The organism is Paenibacillus sp. FSL A5-0031 (assembly GCF_001956295.1).
GTDB lineage: Bacteria > Bacillota > Bacilli > Paenibacillales > Paenibacillaceae > Pristimantibacillus.
The window spans coordinates 142,629-160,748 of sequence record NZ_MRTD01000013.1 but is presented as its reverse complement, the minus strand read 5'-3'; the positions used below and the strand labels follow the sequence as shown (position 1 = coordinate 160,748).

Below are 18,120 nucleotides of genomic sequence, written 5' to 3'. Positions count from 1 at the left end.
CTTGTCGTTTCGACGAGGTGGAGCCTCTTTTTAGTAATTTCTTCATATTGCGATTACACCTGTTTAACAACACAACCTTATGATAAAGAGGAATCAAAAACACACAAAAACAATTAATCACATTATTTAATGACATTATTTGTTTTGTTTTTAATCTATGTGTGGGAAGGATGTTGGATTATGGCCCATATGCCATAAAAGTAAATCTACTGTCCCTAAACGATTTTACCAGACGCCCATTCGAAAATTGGAGGTTATTATTCATGAATAAGACGATAAAAAAAGCGTTTGTATCCACGCTTGCTGCCGTTACATTAATTACCGCATCAGGAGGATTTGTACCGCTCAGCCAAACCGCTTTTGCAGCTGTTGTGAATGCCGACCTGCATGCAAAATTCAGCTTTGAGAACAATGCCGCTGATAGTTCCACAAACAATCTCTCGGCTGACATCGTCGGCACTCCTACTTACGTTCCCGGAAGAATCGGACAAGCCCTTTCTTTAAGTTCAACTAGCGCCAATAAACAATACGTAAATCTAGGCAAGCCATCACAGCTCCAATTCGGAGTCGATAAAAGCTTCAGCTTCTCCTTCTGGGTGAAGTCCTCCGGCGTAGATTCCGATCCTTCCATTTTATCCAACAAAGACTGGAACAGCGGTGCTAATGTTGGCTACAACCTTTCTCTTCAATCCGATAAAAGGCTAAGATGGAATTTCAACACGGCAGGCGGAACACGTATAGATGCTGATATACCAAACGTCGCTAATGGGAGCTGGCACCATATCGTTATCTCGCATGACCGTACCGTCGGACGCGTAGATTTTTATAAAGATGGCGTGCCTGTTGCAGTCTCGACTTCGAACGGGACCAAATTCAATAATATCGCAAGTGCCATTAGTATTACTGGTCGCACAGGAACGATCGATTCTGGTCTTTCCACAATGCTCGGCAATGATGGCACTGGCAAATATTCTGCAGCTTTGGAAGCGCAGCTCGATGAAGTTCTCATTTTGAATCGTGCGATCACCCCTGAAGAGGTTACAGAAATTTTCAATAGTGCTCCGCCTATTGTAGTCAGCGATAAATTCAATGGCACGCTAAAATTCGTAGGTGCAACAGCCACAGCTCCTGGCACAGAATTTAGGCAGATGCTCGACCTGCGCACCCCTTCCATGACAACCGCGATCGACAGCGCGAGCGTAGAAATTGCCTATGACAGCAGCAAATTCACATTCTCGCGTGCAACGAAAGCAACGAAAGTAGACACTTCAACACCAGGCATCGTTAAGCTGGAGCTCCCGGCTGGAAGCGTATATAACAAAACTAACCCTTTAGAATTCGCATCATCTACACTGTCCGATGTTTACTTTTTTGCGAAGGATGCAAGTGGACAAGGCACGATTCAAGTGACTTCTGCTGAGTTTTTCGTAGGCGGTAATAAATATGTGAAGGAAACGTTGAACACACCTGCGCAAACTGTTCAAATTAATACAAAAGCATCAGAGGATATTAACAAAGACAGTCATATTACGATCGGTGATGTTGCCTTGGCTCAAGGGAAGTCCGTTCAAGAACTAACCAATATTGCTGATAAAGTAAAATATATGCCTTACAAACGAGTTGTCGTTATCGGCATCGATGGTGCCGGCATGTCGGTATCAAAGGATGCGCCGTACTGGGAAACGCCAAACTCTGTGAAGGAAAAGGTAGGCGACCGATTAAATCTGCCTGCACTGCGCGGCATCATCGAGAAAGGCGCTGCTAGTTACTCCGTCACAACGACGCTGCCTACCGTTTCATCTCCTAACTGGGGTGCCATGTTAAATGGTGTGGACTACAGCAAGCATCAAATCGACAATACGATTAGCGCAAATAATACCTATAGTGAAACATCGCCTTATCCATCCGTCTTCAAAAAATTACGTGAACAATTCCCGGAGACTAAGCTTGCTGCCTTTACAACTTGGTCCAACATCATTAATGGACATATTGAACCGTCCCTTGGTGCCGAAGGATATTCTGCGGGCGATAAAGCAAACGTAAATGCTTTTGCAAAATATGCGGCAGACGGCAGAGCATACGATGCCTCCCTTATTTTCTTTCAATTGGATGATGTGGACGGTGTCGGACACTCGCTCGGTTTCTATACGAAGGATTATTACGCAAAGCTCATGGAAACAGATAATCTCGTAAAAACAATCTATGACTCATTAAGCAGCAAAAACCTTCTGGACGATACGCTTATTCTAATGACAGCCGATCATGGCGGCGGCACAGAAAACGCAGATCATACGCTCGGCAGCGCTACTGCTCATGGACAAGATTCGCCGCTTGCCAAAACGGTATTTATCGCAGCAAACGGAAGAACAATTGCAACCGATGTAGGCAAGGAGAAGCTTTTGCAAGGAGGAACAACGAAGGATATTGCTGCAACGATATTAGCTGCACTGGAGGTTGATTCGCCGATTGGCGATTCCAAGACGATTGATGGCATGTTCGTCCCTCAGAAGGATCAGAACAAACCGGATGCTCCGAATCTTCAGTTAACCAAAATTGTTGACACCACTTCTAAACAATTAAAAGGTTATGAGTTCGCCGTTAGTCATCTGAACACAGATGCTAAAGCCTTGGATATCGAATTAGAGACTGGCGATCTGATTGTCCAATCGATTAAGCCGCTTCAAGCTGGCGTTACCGTATTACGAAATGAAAGTGCCAATGGAAAAACAAGAATCGTCCTCGCAGCAGATTCCGCCATCTCGCCGGATCAGCCTATTGTACGGTTAGTAACGCAGTCCCAAAATAACGGTGCATCTGCGGTGCTTCATCAAGCGATGATCGCAAGTGGACAAGGAACAGAGTCATTGCCTAATTTCACCGCTTCCGTTAAAGAAGAAGAGACAGAAACATCCGGTCCAACTGCTGTATTGGAAGGAAAGACGTCTGTCGTATCCGGTTCAACCTTTACGATTAAGCTAGGCTTGAATGATGTTTCGGACAACGTCTATGCACAAGATATCTCATTTAACTATGACCCGAATGCATTTGAATATGTAGCTAGCCGTTCACTTCTTGAAAAGGTTCAAATTGTGAATACCATCCATGATGAGAAAGGTAAAATCCGACTCATTCTTGCTAGCGAAGGGGTAGAAAACGCAGTTACCGGCAGTAAACAGGTTGTGGAGCTTACTTTTAAAGCAAAAGAAACACCAACGGTTACTACAGGTAAAGTGACTGCGGATTCGATCTTAATTTCAAACGGCGAAACGGAAGTTAATGCTGCTCCATACACCTTGAATATCCAAGTAACGCCAAAAGAAACGACAAACCCTGCCGATCAAAACCAAGATGGCAAGGTCAGCATTTCGGATTTGGCCCTCATCGTTATTCATTACGGCAAAGGCGAAGGCTCAGCGGATTGGGAACAAATTAAACAAGCTGACGTTAACAAAGACGGTGTCATCGATCTATTAGATCTTATTCTCGTCGCTCGCTCCATTGTAGAATAACAGGTTTCAACTGTAACTTGTCCAGTTAGATAAACTATAACATCCCCATGGCTCAGGCCTATGGGGATGTTATTATACTTTCATTTAGTTAGAAAGCGTTTGGTAAGCCTTGCGTTTACGCTTTGGCCTAATTATTGCTTACAGCCAAGAACGTGAAATGATGACAAGAAGGATAAAAAGGACAAGAATAAAACCAATACTTGAGAATCCGCCACCGCCGCAGCCTACGCCTACTCCAGCAACTGGGTAAGGTGCGCAGTTTCCAGGACCTACATTAGCACCTGCTACTCCATAGCTCATTTGTTCATCTCCTTTTTGTTAACTTACACAGTATCCTATGATTCTGGGGCAAAAGTGTATGGGCTTTTGCAGGAAATGAGCAGATGCCTAAAAAAGCCATCTATTATTGCTTGTCTGCGCATAAAGTAAACGAAGGAACCTTTTTTAGGTACATATGGAATTAGAGGGATGGTGTTAAAATGGGCTTTTTGGACGCATTAATGGGGAACGCCTCTGAAGTAAATCCTGACGAGGCGCAAAGGGAATTTGGCAACTTGCTCAGTAGATCGGAGAATGTAGAAAGAGCGTACAAGCTGATTCGCGACATGTTTATTTTTACGAACAAACGCCTCATCATCATTGATAAACAAGGAATAACCGGCAAAAAAATCGATTTCCATTCCTATCCTTACAAAAGCATTACTCATTTCAGCATCGAAACAGCCGGAAACTATGATCTGGATGCCGAGCTGAAGATTTGGATATCAGGCAGCGTCGCGCCCATCCAAAAAACATTCAACAAAAACCTGAACATCTACGATCTTCAGAAGGTTTTGGCTGAATATGTCTTAAAATAAATGATAAACCCCGCAGACCTTAGAGGTCGGCGGGGTTCATTTATTTTCGCGAGAGTATCATTGTATTCAGCCATGCCAGCTCCGAGAGCGTTAACGTACCTTGCTCCGCTTTCTCCCTCCATTTGTTGTCCTGTAGAAGCTTTTGATCCGTAAATTGTCCGAGGGTGTTAATTAAAAGCCTTTGTTCTGCTTCTGATAGATTCAGATCTGATTTTCGATTATCGGTTGGCCGTTTCATTTTCTCCAGTACCTTCTGTTTGAAATGGTCCCATCCTGTCCACTTGCCATTATCGTACATCAATCTTGGACAAATCTTCCCGCTCCAATCGTAATGGCGACGCAGGCGATCGATTCCCCAGCCGTACTGCTTGAGCAGCTTTGCTGCTAATTCGCAAGTATTGGATAGTGTTTTTTCATAGTCTCCACTCTCGCAAATCTCAATGCTTATCGATGTTCGATTCCCGCTTGCAGCGCCGCTCCCGTCACCTGCATGCCACGCATTCTCATTCAGCGGCAAACACTCAATAACCTCATGCTCGTCCACAACAAGATGATAGGATGCGGTGCGATTATTAGTCGGGTTCGTGAGCCACGCCCTTTCATTTCTCGCTGAGCTGGTAGGGTTGCCAGTGTTGTGAATGGTAATAGATAGTGGCAAAAGCAAATGGCCTGGGCGGCGATTGTTGGGGGTGGATGGGGGGATGTGGTTGATTGTATAATTAGCCATTGTTGGACTTCCTTTTATTCGTAGTAGATTCGTTATTAATGGATAAATCAGATTGATCAGAATCATTAAATATATCTGGGCTGCTGCCTCGCTTTGTCGCTCGCTCTACCTTCGCTTTCAGCTCACTATCAATATGCTCGATGACCGATTTAGGAATCCACTTCTCCCAGCCCGCTCTGTAGGCGTTGGCGGTCAAAGACTGCCATGTGTGATAAATGATGCCTAGCGTAATGGCGTAAAAGAACAGCCCCGGCATACTGAGCATAGAGTCCAGCAGCTTGGCTAGGACGGGTAATGCCAAAAGAAAAAGGGTACGAAGTACCCCAAACATCCCATACTCGGAGGAGTATGTCTTGTCTTTATGTGAAGCGGCAATGCCTGTTATCCAATCCAGTACGATAACTGCTAGTAGAAGCGCAATTGGAATTAATCGGCCTCCTCCATAGATAGAATCAATCACAGGGGCAAAAAAAGCGCCCACCGCGGCTGCGGTGAGCTTTCCTTCTGATAGATATTGGGATAGGATTTGTTTGTACATGGGAGGCTCCTTTCTGGTTGATAGTTATTTTTTTATATTTATCCATATTATCTCTAATTTTTTCACAGAACGTTTGTTTAACTTAGGCACCACTACAAGTGAGGTTTAGCACTTGCTTATTAATACCTCAATTACAGCGGCTTCGATTCCCCTACTGGTATTTCCAGTGGATTTCCATTATTCTACTCTACAATAATCGAGTTCTGTTCCATTCTTACAATGTTCGCGGCAAACCTTGTCTTAAGCCATACTCACTCGAAAACGTCAAATCTTTTTAAGCAGCCGAAATACCTGTGACCCAATTCAAACCTATGACTTAAAAGTACAATCGGTATTAAGCGGCTATCTCCATAAATCAACGATACCCACGGTGCCAATACCGCTCCAATCCCTGCCGCTAATGCTTTACCGTCCGTTACCTCTACTGCAAACCATTATTTATACATGCCTGTTCATCCCCCTATTATCACTATCTCTTTGTAAACAAAAAGCCCCGCCTAAGCGGAGCCATGTTCATACTTAAAGCAACTTACCGTCTTTGCCAAACCCTAAAGAGAACAAATCAGCTTCTACGTCACTCCGAATAGCTGCAGGTACTTGGGCAAATGTACGATGTCCAGCAATAATAAGACTAACGGTAATTGTTACAAGTGGCATAAAATCACCCCCTTTATATGCAAATTTATATACAAGCCACAACAAAAAACGCAGTATCATACAACCGCCTCCGGCTGCTGATCTGCGTTAATTTGGGCTTGAACCGCATCCCTTAAATGCTCCGGCACCTCATCAATTGTACGGCGCCTAGATTGAATGAGATGTACTGATAGTGTGATCATACGTTTATCTAATGTCATGTTTGTTCACCCCCCACAGCCTGTAAATCAAGAACCATGAGATAAATATCAAATACTGCATCCATAGTATCGAGATTAGATTTCTTACTTAATGCCAACTCATTCTCAAGCTGCTCAATCCGTAATTGCTCCATAGTCTTAGGCGGCGGCGTATTCTCCTTGTCGATCTCTTCCTGTGTCTTCTCGCGCTTCATGACGTCCCGCAGCACGCCATCAACAACGGTTAACGTAAAGTATGGATATAGTTGTAGAATCTTAGCGGCAAGCGTAGCGCCTTCTTTTGTCCCATAATCGACGATGTAGTATGGCATTAACGAATCGGGATATGATTCAGTGTGTAGCCACTCCCCGACCTCATAAGTTCCATCTTCAAAAATAAGAAGCTTATTAGATGGCGACTTCACCGCGTTGCTAGGAAATTCTGGTACTGAAACAGGATCAGGCTCGAATGGAATCTCAGGTTCTTCTAAAGGTAGATCCGTTGGCACTTCAACCAGCGGCAATTCTTTTTCAATCTCGCTCATGCTTTACCTCCTATCTGAATGCAATGTAGTTATATATTTGACCATTTGTATTTGTTGCGGCGCCGAGTGTAGTAGGGCCTATAAAAAAAACAGTAAACTTATTAATCCCGCATACAACTTGAGATATGCCACCGACTATCACATTAGCACCTGGTATTGCTAAACCACCAGCAGCCCAATAATTACCTGAATTACTAGCTAAATTACTATCCAGTGGCATTATCAACACCGCACTAGGCGTAATAGGGAGTGTTATATCCCTTGATGCCGCACCATTACCTGTATAGGTGCCGATAGTGTAAGGCTTCACTTCAGAAGTGTAAAGCTCTGCCCATGCAGTCCACACGCCGTTAACCATACGCCTTGTATAAGTCTTCCAAGTATCTACGTCGTATGCATTCTGTACACACCAATTCCCTGCTGGATACTTACTAACATGTATGAAGTAATTCCTACCTGCTACAGGAGCGTTAAACCCCCCTGGTACATGATACCAGCCGTCTGTTTGCATGAAGTTTATCTCTGTGCCAGATGTTGTATAGTTGTACATGTCGTTACTCAACTGAGACCATGCTGTCCATGAACCTGTAATGCATCGTCTTGTGAATACTCTGTTACCATCTTGTGCATAGGCAGTTTGCGTTAAAGATGTTGCATGTTCAATTATCACGTCAATAAACCAATGACCTGATCCGCCCCCAGGGGAGTTAACAAGATTCGTGCCGTAATACTTACCTGTAAAGATAGCTGTGTTCAGATTAGTGCCTGATGTTAATAATATTGTATCGTTGCTAGTCTGTACCCAGCTAAACCAAGTACCGTTGATCTTATTACGAACATAAACCCTGTTACTACCTAGGCTGAAAGCGGTTTGCTGCGCATAACCTTCATCTGTTGATTGAATGTGGATTATCATATATAAGTCAGAAGCTGTTGGTGCATTTACGCTACCGCTTGGGTATGAATAGTAATCTCCAGAAGCTGATATGGTGTTTAGGCTTGTGTTAGCAGCTAGTATTATTATATCGTTAGTTATTCGTGACCAAGCTGTCCATGTGCTGCTATTCGTTTGTCTGCGAGTAAAGATTCTATTCGATCCTGACTCGTACAAAGTTTGCATACAAGCTGTTGCACTTTCAGCTATTACGTGTACCAAACCATAGGTAACTCCTGCTGGCGCGTTAGTTGGAGTACTAACAAAATACATTCCGTTACCATTCAATGTGTTCATATTTACGGAAGCTTTAGCTTGTGTGATCGTCGTTGCTTGAGAAGCATTCCAGGCTACCTTTTCAGCGTCAGTGACAAAGCGGTTAGCGGCATCCTGAGTAATAATTGATGCAGGATGATTAGCAGGATGCGTATAGTTATTCGCCCCCGCCGCAATCCCATCCAGCTTCACCTTATCAGCAGCAGACTGAAGACCAGCTGCGGAAGTGGTGGCTGCAGCCGTGCTCGCCTTAGCATTCCAAGCCGTTTTCTCAGCGTCAGTCACAAATCGATTGCTCGCATCCTGAGTAATAACGGATGCAGGATGATTAGCCGGATGCACATATGCATTAGCCCCAGTAGCAACGCTTGCCAGCTTCGTTTTCTCCGCTGTCGTATAGTCCTCTGTAGATAGCTGCTTCCCAGCCACTTTATCTACTTTGTTACTAACAGCCGCATCCAAAATATCCGCATTTCCATTCAAATCCGCAATATCGACAACATCTGTTCCTTCCGGTTTTTTCAATCCTAAATTCCCTGTCGTTTGCATATTTTCACACTCCCTCGTAAACTCTTAATTCACTCCATGTCTTGCTTCGCGCTTGATTCCAAGTCATCGTTCCTATCTGATTCCACACTGTATAGGTGTATTTCAATGCAAAAGCTAAATGAGCGGGCTTAATATCCTCTAGCATTTGAATAAAGCCAGCCATATTGGGTGGAATCCCCTTCGTCCCGACAAATACAACCTCGAAACGGCTCTCTGCCGGATATTCAATTACATTCACCTCACCGCCAGAGAAAGCAATAGCTGTTTGGATAATTTTAACTTTAGTCGTCGTACCAGCTCCGCGCAGCTTGGCAAAAATACTCTCGCGTCGTCGAGCATCCGGCAAAGAGGAGTCGCTTTTCAGTCCAAGCACATTTTCCCATCGCGTCAGTCCCCATGTAGCCGAATGTACAAAATATTGATCAAATGCCGTTTCAATCGCCTCAGCCTGCTCCCCTAGTTCGCCGCCAAGTTTAGATTGAATTGCAAACATTTCTACGATTTCATAATAATAGGGAGGCAAATATTTCATGAGATCTATTTCCGTATGGAGAGGCTCCTCCCCGTCGTCCCTATCTTCCCCATACGTCTGTTCGCCAAATAAAGCTTGACTATAGGACAATACCTACACCCCCTTTAGCTGATTCCAGGTTACTCCCGGTCCAAGCTTTCCGCTGGCTAGATCATAAGCGAGTTTCACCGCATTGGCCGTCGCCGCTTGTACAACACTCGTGCTGTTAACCGCATTGTTTAATTGAACAACGCCAGCAGCAGTTACCAACGCAGCAGGCAATCTGGCTACGGCAACGGTACCCGAGGTTATATCTGCAGCCGCGTGAGCATGCGCAGCCGGGGCAAAACTTACAGGTTTGCCGCTAATACCAGCCCAAGGCGCACTGTCCGCTGCTTCCGCATTATCGATCTTTCCGTTGTTGTTCGTATCGTAAATGCTTTTCAGCATGTCGCCCGTCGCCTGCGCTGCAGCAAGCACAATATTCCCGCCTGCAGTACCGATGTACAGCTTCTGGGTATCTGTGCAGTACCCTAGTTCACCGACTTCAAGCAGCCCAATGCTCGTTTCCAAACCCCGCCTCAATTGAATGAGTACTTTTCTTGGCATCTGCTCGCCTCCTTAGAACGTACCGCCATCAATGACGGCAACCCTTAAGCGATTTCCGTTCGCGGCATCATAAACGATGCTGTCTGCATCAATATTTGCTTCTATACCTGTCGCATTAACGAGCACACCTTTGCCAGCTTTTGCGCTAACCGCTGCACCTGCAACCGCAATCCCGTTCCCCGCTCCAACGCTAAGGGTGACGGTATCGGCCTGCCCTCCTCCAGTAAGACCACTGCCAGCTGTAATCGTCTGAAGCGCGCCGCCAGTTCGCACCCATGCGGTACCGTTCCAGCTAAAAATCTTCTGCTCATCGTCGATGTAGCATGTCCATCCTACTTGCGGCGTGTATAAATCCCAAGCTGTACCGTTCCACTCGGCAATTTTGTTAACTTGCGAAGCCCAAACGCCCGTTGCGCCTGCTGGAATCAAGTAACGATCCGCTAAAACAGGCGAAGCTGGCGGGGTCACTAAGTCCTTATCCTTAACCGAAGCTTGCGGCTCGATGTTATGCTTCGCCAGCTCAATTTCATTTCTAATCTTTTGCGCTGACCACAAATCGGTGATAGCCAAGCCCGCATCATTAATAAGCCTGTGCTTGGTTGAATCGTCCAGATGCGTCTTGATCTCAGCAGCTGTTTTCACGTTCACACCATCGGACACTTTGTTTACATTGCCGCTGGTAACGTTAGCTTTTAGCACCTTTGCATAGGTGGCACCTTCTGAAATGTCATCCAGCGTTCCCGTCAAATCGGTAAGCTTCTGCGCATTGATTCTTCTCCATACGGTACCGTCATCAGCATACAAATAACCATTGTTTGTACCACTGCTCACGTAATACAACCTACCCATGGCTGCTGCGGCTGGTCTAGCTGCTTCTGTGCCTGATAACGCGCGACCTACCATGCTATTTGTTGTCCCATCACCGACATAAACTTCCTTCGTATCTGTGCAAAATCCCATTTCGCCAGCCAATAAAGCGCCGAATGCAGTTAGCTCTGCTTTTGTTCCACGCTTGATTTGAATCGTCTGTGACATTTAATTCCTCCTCAAAAATGATCCGCCATCGATACTTCCGCTTTTTTTGTATCTTTCCACTTCTAATTGCGTTGCAGAAATACTCACCTGCAAATCATTAATATCTGCTGCTTCCACCCGATCGCCTGGCGTCTCGTAGGTAACAAAAACAGCTTCAGCTTGCGCAAAAAGCTTAATTCGGAGCCTCCAAGGCGTCTCAGCCGGTACAGTCAGAAAATAATTCTGTATCTTCTCACCTGATAAGCCAGGTCCTGTATAGACCTGAATGCTTTCCTTGCGTATGTCATCATGTGCAAGGTCTCCCTCAAATACCCCTCCAAGAACGGCAAGCTGCTCTTCTATAACGTACAGCTCGCTGCCTTCCTTTTTGTTCAGCTTCACCGTAAATTGATCTACCTCCGCAGGATATCGCATAGGCTACACCTCCAATTCAACAAGCCCCGCAATAGGTACTTCATCAATTTCAAGTCCGATATTTGCGCTTCCGCCATTCAGTAAAAGTCGATCGTAGTCTAAGACCCCGGGTACTGCTAAAAGCAAAGTGCCGAGCTTAGCGATACTCACATAATTAATGCGGAACGCCGTTTCATCTAAATAAGCAGTGAGTGCTTTAGCAAAAGCCGCGCTCACAAGCTGAATCGTATATCCTGCTGCAAGTGTAACCTTAGCCTTGATTCGAATGGGTACACTCGAAGCCGAAACGATTGAAACCTCTGCACCGATTGGCCTGTTCTCATTGATATAATCAAGCACCGCATGCTGCAGCACCTCGCTTGCTGGCTGCTTATCCGAATTGACGATAACAACCTTCACGGTCCCCGGACCATCCCATAAGGGCATCACTCTTGCTCCGCCAACACCGGGAACCGACAGCGCCCATCTCATATAATCTGATACATTGCCGCTCGTCCCCGGATTTTGAACCTCGGCAAAAAAGCGGCTGCGCAGCTGTGTATCCGACTCCTCGTCCTCACCTGGCACCAGCACATCGACTAGCTCTGCACGAGCAAGCGAGCTAATATAATCGATAGGCAGCATATCGCCAAACTGTTGATTACCAGCTGCTCCCTCTGTTTCACTTTCGAGAACAAAAGAGCCCACTTTCAATCTCTCTCTTACGATGTAATTAACCGATTCTGCCGAAAAACGGCTTCCAATCGGCACGTCCATTGCCGCTCCGCTGGAGCCATAAAATTTACCGAGCCGCTTCGCTCTCGTAGCCGCTTGCCTATTGACGCCAAAATCAGCTGTACGCCTAGACAAATATTCCCCGCTCGATGTATCTGCAAAAGCTAAATCAATATTGACGTCCAGCTTAGCATAAAGCTCAGAAAGCTCTGCAGCCGCCGGTGCCAGCGCATCATAAATAATGCTGCCTTCCCGCTTATCTACATTACCTTGTACACGATCCAGCATTCGCTGGAGCAAATAGCTAAAGGTCATGTTTTCATACATTTTGGCTTACCTCCTCTCCAAAGCTTCCAAACTCCGTTACGACAGTAAACTGGACAACGATAGCTTCATCCTTCATCTCATACTGAAAATCAATGACATCACTCACCCGCTCATCTTGCATAAGCGCCTCTTGAATGCTGCGCTTTAGCTCTGATTGAACATAAGAGGGCGATCCTCCAAGTAAGCTTTCCAGCTCGGTACCATAATTGGTGCTGTAGCAAAAATAGCGGTATCGCTCCGTTTGCAATATTTTGAATACAGCCTGCTTGACCGCTTCTAACCCGTCAGTCCTGCCTATGATCCGTTTGCTTGCTAAATCAAGCTTATAGGTCTCGCTCGTTTCGAGCTCCTCTACCGTCGTTACCTCCGCAACATTTGCTCCCTGTGGAATCATGGCTTAGCCACCTTATCGAGTACTACAAATTGTTGACCGCCTTGTACGCGGAGCATTAACACCGCATCTCCCGCTTCCAAGCCTGTGCGGATGATCAGCTTTTCAGATGTTTGCAGCTGGGTTTCATACTTAACGAGACTTTCCGGTATAATTAAAAAATCCTCTGATAAAGTAAAACGTTGATCGACGTTTACTTCCAGAGGATTGATTTGAATGACTTTTCCTACCATGACGGCTAGCGGATTCCCTGCAGCGTAGGCTGCGGCTCCCGCTTTCTTAATCGACTCCAATAATGCCATTAAATCACCCTCAATTCCAGCTTCATCGTATGCGAATCCGCTTCGAATTTATGCGAGCATTCATCTACGAGAAAATAGTGGTGAATGCCGAGCTCATCAATCACTACGGGCACATAGCTGCCCGCTCTAACTCGTAAATCACCAATAGCATCAATACTGATGCTCTTTTGCTCACGGTTTTTCAACATCATCAGCTGGCTAAGCTGTTCATTTATTTGTGCCACATTCATTTTCTCATCCGCCTGCTGATAAAGCAGAAGCCGTCCCCATTTCGCGATTGAAGCGTCATCCTTCTTGGGATGATGCTTACGTATGCCTGCTTCTTTATTATCCTCATAAATAATAATGTGGTTATAGGTATCACCGTCAATCGATCGCTTCATTCCATAATCAAACATAAGGCTGTAATCGCCAATTACAAAATCAACCTTCATCTCCTCCACATTGCGTAAGGAAAGCTTTCCGAAATCATCCAAAAGTATAAAATTCCCGCCTGAATGAATGAGTGTTAGATCAAGTGCCTTACAAATAATATCGAGCAGCTTTTTATTATCCTCCAGCATGGATGGAATTTTGTACTTGGTATCCACGAGCACGCCTGTCTCCAAGCCAAAATCATCGGCAATTTTCTTTACAATTTGAGAGGCGGTAACCCCTTGAAATTTATAAAAATAATTGCTTAATAAATAGCGAATCTGATCATAGGCTTTTATCGAGATTCTCTCATCCATACCGGTACTCACTTCAAATACATATCCGTAAAATACATTAATATTATCTTTGCGGACACGAATGACATCGCCATTGTTCACCTCAAATGAAGCACTCTGAAATGGACTTCCTTTAAGCACCGTCATATCCAGACTAGACGCCGCTCCAATTCGTTTCGTCTTGTAGGTGAGCGAAGGAACCAGACTCGTAATATTCCACACTTTACCATTGCGGTTATCAATTAATATTTCCAGCATATGATCACCTCGGCAGCTTTAGCGTCATCCCGATGGGAAGCTTTTTGAGCTGTGCATCCTTAATGCCGTTCAGCTTCTGAATTTCCCGCCAACGCTCTTCTTTGTGAAGCTGAACGCGAGCTACCTTAATAAGCGTATCCCCTGCAACCAGCTTATAGGTGCTTGGAGCTTGCTTATCCGATGGCCGTGAGTTGGGCTTCACGCTTGCCGCTCCCTTTTTAATCACTACGGGCCTGGCACCATAAAAAGCAAATTCTTTCAGTGATATACTGTACTCAATATCCCCAGAGCCCGCCGCTTCCTTCCATTCGAATTTTTCAATGCTCATCGGCAAATTAATATCGAAGGTTGCCCCGGTATAAACAAAACGGATCGGCCACTTTTTCTCCATCCAATCGAGGATAACCATGACATAAAAAGCAGGGTCTAACCATGTTTTGCTGACGACAAACGGATAGTTCGTCTTTGGGAAAAAGCTTTCAAAGGAGATCGTCGTGAGCTTCGAGCTTTGAATGAGATTGATTTCGCCTAAACCGGATACCTCGTAGGTCTTGCCCCCAGCACCATCATTAATTTTAATTTCTGGAGGATTGACCGGGAGCTGAAAGCCCTGCTTTTGATCATTGTAGCTGAGCCAGATTTCATAATCATAATGCGCATTTGAAATCATCTGTTGTACACCCCTTCCGCAGATGAGGCAATTTCATCGTTCAATGAACGCTCGATACGCCCGATAATCGTATCGATATCATAGCCATTGTTAATATCACCAGTTTGCACGCTGACCGTAGGCTGCAGCGACACGAAGTTCTGAATGTTCTTCATCTCCGCAAGCTCCCGCATCGTCTTCAAATCCTCGCTGGAAATCTCGACAGAATCGTTGATTTTTCCAACTTCGCCGACTCGGTCGATGTTAGGTGTTATACTTTGAAAACCTGTTTGGGGAGCTGAGCCCATATTACCCCCATTAGCGCCTCCATCTGATAACTTACTCCATTCAGCAGTAAGTTTATTGGGATCAATTATAGAATCTTCTTTTTTTGTACTTTTCTTAACATCATCTGAAGCTCGATCCTTTATAAATTCTTTAAGGCTCTGGTTTCTTTCTTCAGCTTTTTTCGCTGCCCTATCATAAGCATCCGCTTTCTGAGTTTTCATAAAATCAAGAGTGTTATCAATAAATTTATCTGTACTGAATGCAGCTGTTATTTCAAATTTCGAACCAGTTACCTTATTAATAACCCCCAAAATGGATTTAATACCATCAATGATTCCATTGAAAACCGCATCAAAAATACTACTCATTCCTTTGACTAAATTAAGCATTGGAGAATATATCCACTCTGCTAGTTGCCAAAAGTATGCAGGTAAACGGTCGAAAAAATTTAAAATACCGTACCACGCTCTTAAAAAACCAATCGCAAACGCATCATTCTTTTGCCAAAGAGCAATTAACCAAGTAATTAATCCTATTATTAAACTGATTACAAAAACTATAACATTTTTTTTCATGACTGCATTAAGAGTACCCCAAGCAGCAATAGCTCCACTCATTACTAATGTCTTCAAGGCAAAAGCTATTGTACCAGCGGTGGTTGCTGCAGTCATAAGAGTTGTATAAGCAGCTACTAGTGCTAATCTTGCGGCAATTGCCCCATTTATTAAAAACCAAGCCGTTAAAGCAGCGACTATTCCCCAAATTACAGGTTCAATAAACGGCCAAAGAACTGATATTATTAACGCAATCCACAATGCAACCGTAGCAAGCCAAGAAAATAAATTAGCCGCCAATGTTATTGCTTGACCAAGAGAATCAAAGAATGGTTGAAACACACCTGCTTGGAAGAAATTATTTAGCAGTTTAAGTGGTTCCAGCAAAGCCAGTAAAGGCTCTGTACCCAGACCTGCAAATGCAGAATTAATATTTTGTTCAAGAACTTGAGCTTGCTTCACAGGAGTCGCCATCATTTGTTCCATCGCTTCTTTTCCCATATTTGCTTGCTCAAGCGCTTGACCTAAAGCAGTGGTAAAGCCATCTATATCTCCTGACTTCCCTAATCCTTCTAGATTAAAGGCTTGAATAGTAGATTGAGGAATATCATATTGCTTAGATAATAATGAACTATCTCCCTTTACAGCTGACATCACAGCTCTTCCTGAAGTTTCTGTCCCTTTCCCTGAAGGATCAAGCGTTGCTAGCTGAAGAGAAAACTCAGAGAGTTTGCTTAACTGATCAGAGTTTTTCGTAGCTCCTGCTAAAATTAACGCTCCCTTAGCTACATCTCCCAACGCTGTCCCTGTCTGCAGCGCTTGACTCTTTAAAGAATCAAACAATGCACTTCCCTCACTTGAACTGTCAACTCTATTAATCAATATGCTTTTAATCTGTTGCTCTTCTACAGCATTACGTAGTGAAACATCCATTATTGTTTTTACTGGTTCCTTTTTAAAACTGGTTCCCAATTTAAGCAATTGATCAATGGTTTCTTTCCCCGTGTTAAGTGATATAGCCGATGTCGGAGTTGAAGCTGCAACGGGCGTATTCTGTCCCAGAGAAGCGGTTTTCGAAAAAAATTCTCTAACAAGAGGTACAACATTAAATTGAATTGAACCTGAGTTGTTTCCAGCAGACTTTGTCTTAATAGCCTGTGAATAAATAGAATAAGCCTTTTCTGATAGGCCATTTAGTTTTTGTTCTAAATCTTCTATTACAGTAACTGTACTATCCACAACTGAAACTACTTGATTTAAAGAAGCATTGATTGTCATCACTTGTTGATTGGTTTCCATTAAAGATTTGGTAAGTGAAGTACTTCTATTGACTTGTTTATCAAAATTTTTAAATACTAAAATGGATCGATTCATTGCTTTCGTCATTAATTTCAATGCCTTTGATGCTTGATTTTCTTCCCCTATATTACTAATGCTCGCCATCCTTCCACCCCCTTCACACGGGCAAAAGCGCTCCCTCATGGGAGCGCGGCCCGTCCTTATTTTCGTTTTGCTTTGGCGCGCTGTTTCTTCTCGTTCTCGATACGAACGTCGATCATGGCATAAATCGCCGCTTTCTCCCGCCGAGTCATGGTCATGAGCTCATGCGGAAGTATACGAAGCTCGTGGAGGGCGTAATAAGCGTAATTCGCTTCTCCGTCGCCCTCTTTTATTAGTTTTTTACTTCATCTGCCAAATCGTTTAGGCTTTGGTTAAAGCCGTTGATTTCCTGCACTCGTTGTACGAGTGAGGCATATTCGCCAGGGAGAAGCATTTTGCGCAAAAGGTTCTCAGCACCGATGATGCCGTACGATTTTTGCAAATCTGCATCCTTGAGGTTCGGGAATTGAATGCTGCTGACAACAAGCTTAGCCAAATACTCGTCTGTATTGGTTTCTGGAGTGAATGCGCCATTTTTCCCCTTTACCTTGCGGGTAGATGACTTGCGGCACTCCTCGTTCTCCGCTTCCGTCATGCTGCGCAGCTCCCAAGCAACAGCCTGTCCTTCTGCATCCTTAAACCGATCCGATACGATAAACGGTTGCGTTGACTCCACAGCCGCATTTTGTGCAAAAAATACACTTAAATCACTCATTGTCTCTTGCCTCCATCATTTTTAATTTCGCCTTAAGAAAGAGCTGAAAATTGCTCCGCAATATCCAATCCTTCAAAAGTAAATTCCAGCTCTTCTTCAAGAGCTTCACTTTCCGTATCCAGCTTACCGATAATGACCTTATTCAGATTCACCTTATGAAGGAAAACCGTCTGTTTGCCTGTAGCCGAGGACGGATCTTCATTAATAATGGAAATATCAAAATAAGCATCCACGCCGGTATTCACATAATCCAGCATCATCTGGCGGAATTTTGACGTTACATAATAGATGGTCATCGTGCCTGTACCCGACCATCCCGTCGCTTTATGCTGCAAACCGCGGTGGCCAAGCGTCTTGATCTCAGCTTTTTGCTTCTCAATGCTTGCCTCCAGCGTCTTGATATAAAACATCTCTTCCTGCAAACCATTAATAATGGTATAAGCCCGTCCTTCGCGACCCGAAATCGTATCTCCTGCGTTCAAAAATGCCATA

21 protein-coding genes are annotated in these 18,120 nt (G+C 44.4%); 2 read left to right on the top strand and 19 right to left on the bottom strand.

What is annotated here, in order from left to right:
* The first annotated feature begins 263 nt into the window (after positions 1 to 263).
* The gene (locus BK120_RS22500; protein ID WP_076269742.1) at positions 264 to 3,509 is read left to right on the top strand and encodes a LamG-like jellyroll fold domain-containing protein; all 3,246 of its coding nucleotides are present in this window, start codon (positions 264 to 266) and stop codon (positions 3,507 to 3,509) included.
* A 138-nt stretch (positions 3,510 to 3,647) separates the two neighbouring features.
* On the opposite strand, the gene BK120_RS35465 is transcribed toward BK120_RS22500, so the two are convergent.
* Complete coding sequence (locus BK120_RS35465; RefSeq protein ID WP_179089868.1) at positions 3,648 to 3,809, bottom strand: sporulation protein YjcZ; 162 nt, start codon at positions 3,807 to 3,809, stop codon at positions 3,648 to 3,650.
* 179 nt (positions 3,810 to 3,988) lie between these two features.
* Between BK120_RS35465 and BK120_RS22495 the strand changes: the two genes are divergently transcribed.
* Entirely contained in the window at positions 3,989 to 4,366 is a 378-nt protein-coding gene (locus BK120_RS22495) for a PH domain-containing protein (RefSeq protein WP_076269741.1), read from the top strand.
* Positions 4,367 to 4,406: 40 nt separating this feature from the next.
* Here the strand turns inward: BK120_RS22495 and BK120_RS22490 are convergent, their stop codons facing one another.
* The 18 genes from BK120_RS22490 to BK120_RS22410 all read right to left on the bottom strand — a co-directional run bounded on the left by BK120_RS22490 (position 4,407) and on the right by BK120_RS22410 (position 18,119).
* On the bottom strand, positions 4,407 to 5,093 hold the full coding sequence (locus BK120_RS22490) for a peptidoglycan recognition protein family protein (RefSeq protein WP_083682323.1): 687 nt from the start codon (positions 5,091 to 5,093) through the stop codon (positions 4,407 to 4,409).
* On the bottom strand, positions 5,086 to 5,631 hold the full coding sequence (locus BK120_RS22485; protein ID WP_076269740.1) for a phage holin family protein: 546 nt from the start codon (positions 5,629 to 5,631) through the stop codon (positions 5,086 to 5,088). Before BK120_RS22485 ends, BK120_RS22490 begins: the two co-directional genes overlap by 8 nt.
* A 519-nt stretch (positions 5,632 to 6,150) precedes the next feature.
* Positions 6,151 to 6,288, bottom strand: a complete 138-nt coding sequence (locus BK120_RS35460; protein WP_179089867.1) for a CD1375 family protein — start codon at positions 6,286 to 6,288, stop codon at positions 6,151 to 6,153.
* 56 nt (positions 6,289 to 6,344) lie between these two features.
* Positions 6,345 to 6,488, bottom strand: a complete 144-nt coding sequence (locus BK120_RS35455) for a CD1375 family protein (protein ID WP_179089862.1) — start codon at positions 6,486 to 6,488, stop codon at positions 6,345 to 6,347.
* A complete protein-coding gene (locus BK120_RS22475) occupies positions 6,485 to 7,012 on the bottom strand; it encodes a PWWP domain-containing protein (protein ID WP_076269738.1) in 528 nt (175 codons plus the stop codon). Before BK120_RS22475 ends, BK120_RS35455 begins: the two co-directional genes overlap by 4 nt.
* Before the next feature lie 10 nt (positions 7,013 to 7,022).
* Positions 7,023 to 8,771, bottom strand: coding sequence for a pyocin knob domain-containing protein (locus BK120_RS22470; protein WP_076269737.1), 1,749 nt, complete (start codon positions 8,769 to 8,771; stop codon positions 7,023 to 7,025).
* A 4-nt stretch (positions 8,772 to 8,775) separates the two neighbouring features.
* Positions 8,776 to 9,393, bottom strand: coding sequence for a putative phage tail protein (locus tag BK120_RS22465; protein ID WP_076269736.1), 618 nt, complete (start codon positions 9,391 to 9,393; stop codon positions 8,776 to 8,778).
* A gap of 3 nt (positions 9,394 to 9,396) precedes the next feature.
* Positions 9,397 to 9,891 carry a tail fiber protein gene (locus tag BK120_RS22460; protein ID WP_076269735.1) on the bottom strand — a complete coding sequence of 165 codons (495 nt, stop codon included), beginning with the start codon at positions 9,889 to 9,891 and terminating at the stop codon, positions 9,397 to 9,399.
* Positions 9,892 to 9,903: 12 nt separating this feature from the next.
* Complete coding sequence (locus BK120_RS22455; protein WP_076269734.1) at positions 9,904 to 10,926, bottom strand: DUF2793 domain-containing protein; 1,023 nt, start codon at positions 10,924 to 10,926, stop codon at positions 9,904 to 9,906.
* Positions 10,927 to 11,340 carry a phosphoglucomutase gene (locus BK120_RS22450; protein WP_076269733.1) on the bottom strand — a complete coding sequence of 138 codons (414 nt, stop codon included), beginning with the start codon at positions 11,338 to 11,340 and terminating at the stop codon, positions 10,927 to 10,929.
* A 3-nt stretch (positions 11,341 to 11,343) separates the two neighbouring features.
* Positions 11,344 to 12,381: a baseplate J/gp47 family protein gene (locus tag BK120_RS22445; protein ID WP_076269732.1), complete on the bottom strand. Its 1,038-nt coding sequence runs from the start codon at positions 12,379 to 12,381 to the stop codon at positions 11,344 to 11,346.
* Positions 12,374 to 12,775 (bottom strand): DUF2634 domain-containing protein, encoded by a 402-nt coding sequence (locus BK120_RS22440; RefSeq protein WP_076269731.1) that lies wholly within the window; start codon positions 12,773 to 12,775, stop codon positions 12,374 to 12,376. Before BK120_RS22440 ends, BK120_RS22445 begins: the two co-directional genes overlap by 8 nt.
* Positions 12,772 to 13,074, bottom strand: a complete 303-nt coding sequence (locus tag BK120_RS22435; RefSeq protein WP_076269730.1) for a DUF2577 domain-containing protein — start codon at positions 13,072 to 13,074, stop codon at positions 12,772 to 12,774. The genes BK120_RS22440 and BK120_RS22435 overlap by 4 nt, the downstream gene beginning before the upstream one ends.
* The gene (locus BK120_RS22430) at positions 13,074 to 14,042 is read right to left on the bottom strand and encodes an XkdQ/YqbQ family protein (protein WP_076269729.1); all 969 of its coding nucleotides are present in this window, start codon (positions 14,040 to 14,042) and stop codon (positions 13,074 to 13,076) included. The genes BK120_RS22435 and BK120_RS22430 overlap by 1 nt, the downstream gene beginning before the upstream one ends.
* Before the next feature lie 4 nt (positions 14,043 to 14,046).
* On the bottom strand, positions 14,047 to 14,712 hold the full coding sequence (locus BK120_RS22425; protein ID WP_076269728.1) for a LysM peptidoglycan-binding domain-containing protein: 666 nt from the start codon (positions 14,710 to 14,712) through the stop codon (positions 14,047 to 14,049).
* Positions 14,709 to 16,976, bottom strand: coding sequence for a phage tail family protein (locus BK120_RS22420; RefSeq protein ID WP_076269727.1), 2,268 nt, complete (start codon positions 16,974 to 16,976; stop codon positions 14,709 to 14,711). Before BK120_RS22420 ends, BK120_RS22425 begins: the two co-directional genes overlap by 4 nt.
* Positions 16,977 to 17,205: 229 nt before the next feature.
* Complete coding sequence (locus BK120_RS22415; RefSeq protein WP_076269726.1) at positions 17,206 to 17,628, bottom strand: phage tail assembly chaperone; 423 nt, start codon at positions 17,626 to 17,628, stop codon at positions 17,206 to 17,208.
* Between the two features lie 32 nt (positions 17,629 to 17,660).
* A complete protein-coding gene (locus BK120_RS22410) occupies positions 17,661 to 18,119 on the bottom strand; it encodes a phage tail tube protein (protein WP_076269725.1) in 459 nt (152 codons plus the stop codon).
* Position 18,120 lies beyond the last annotated feature (1 nt).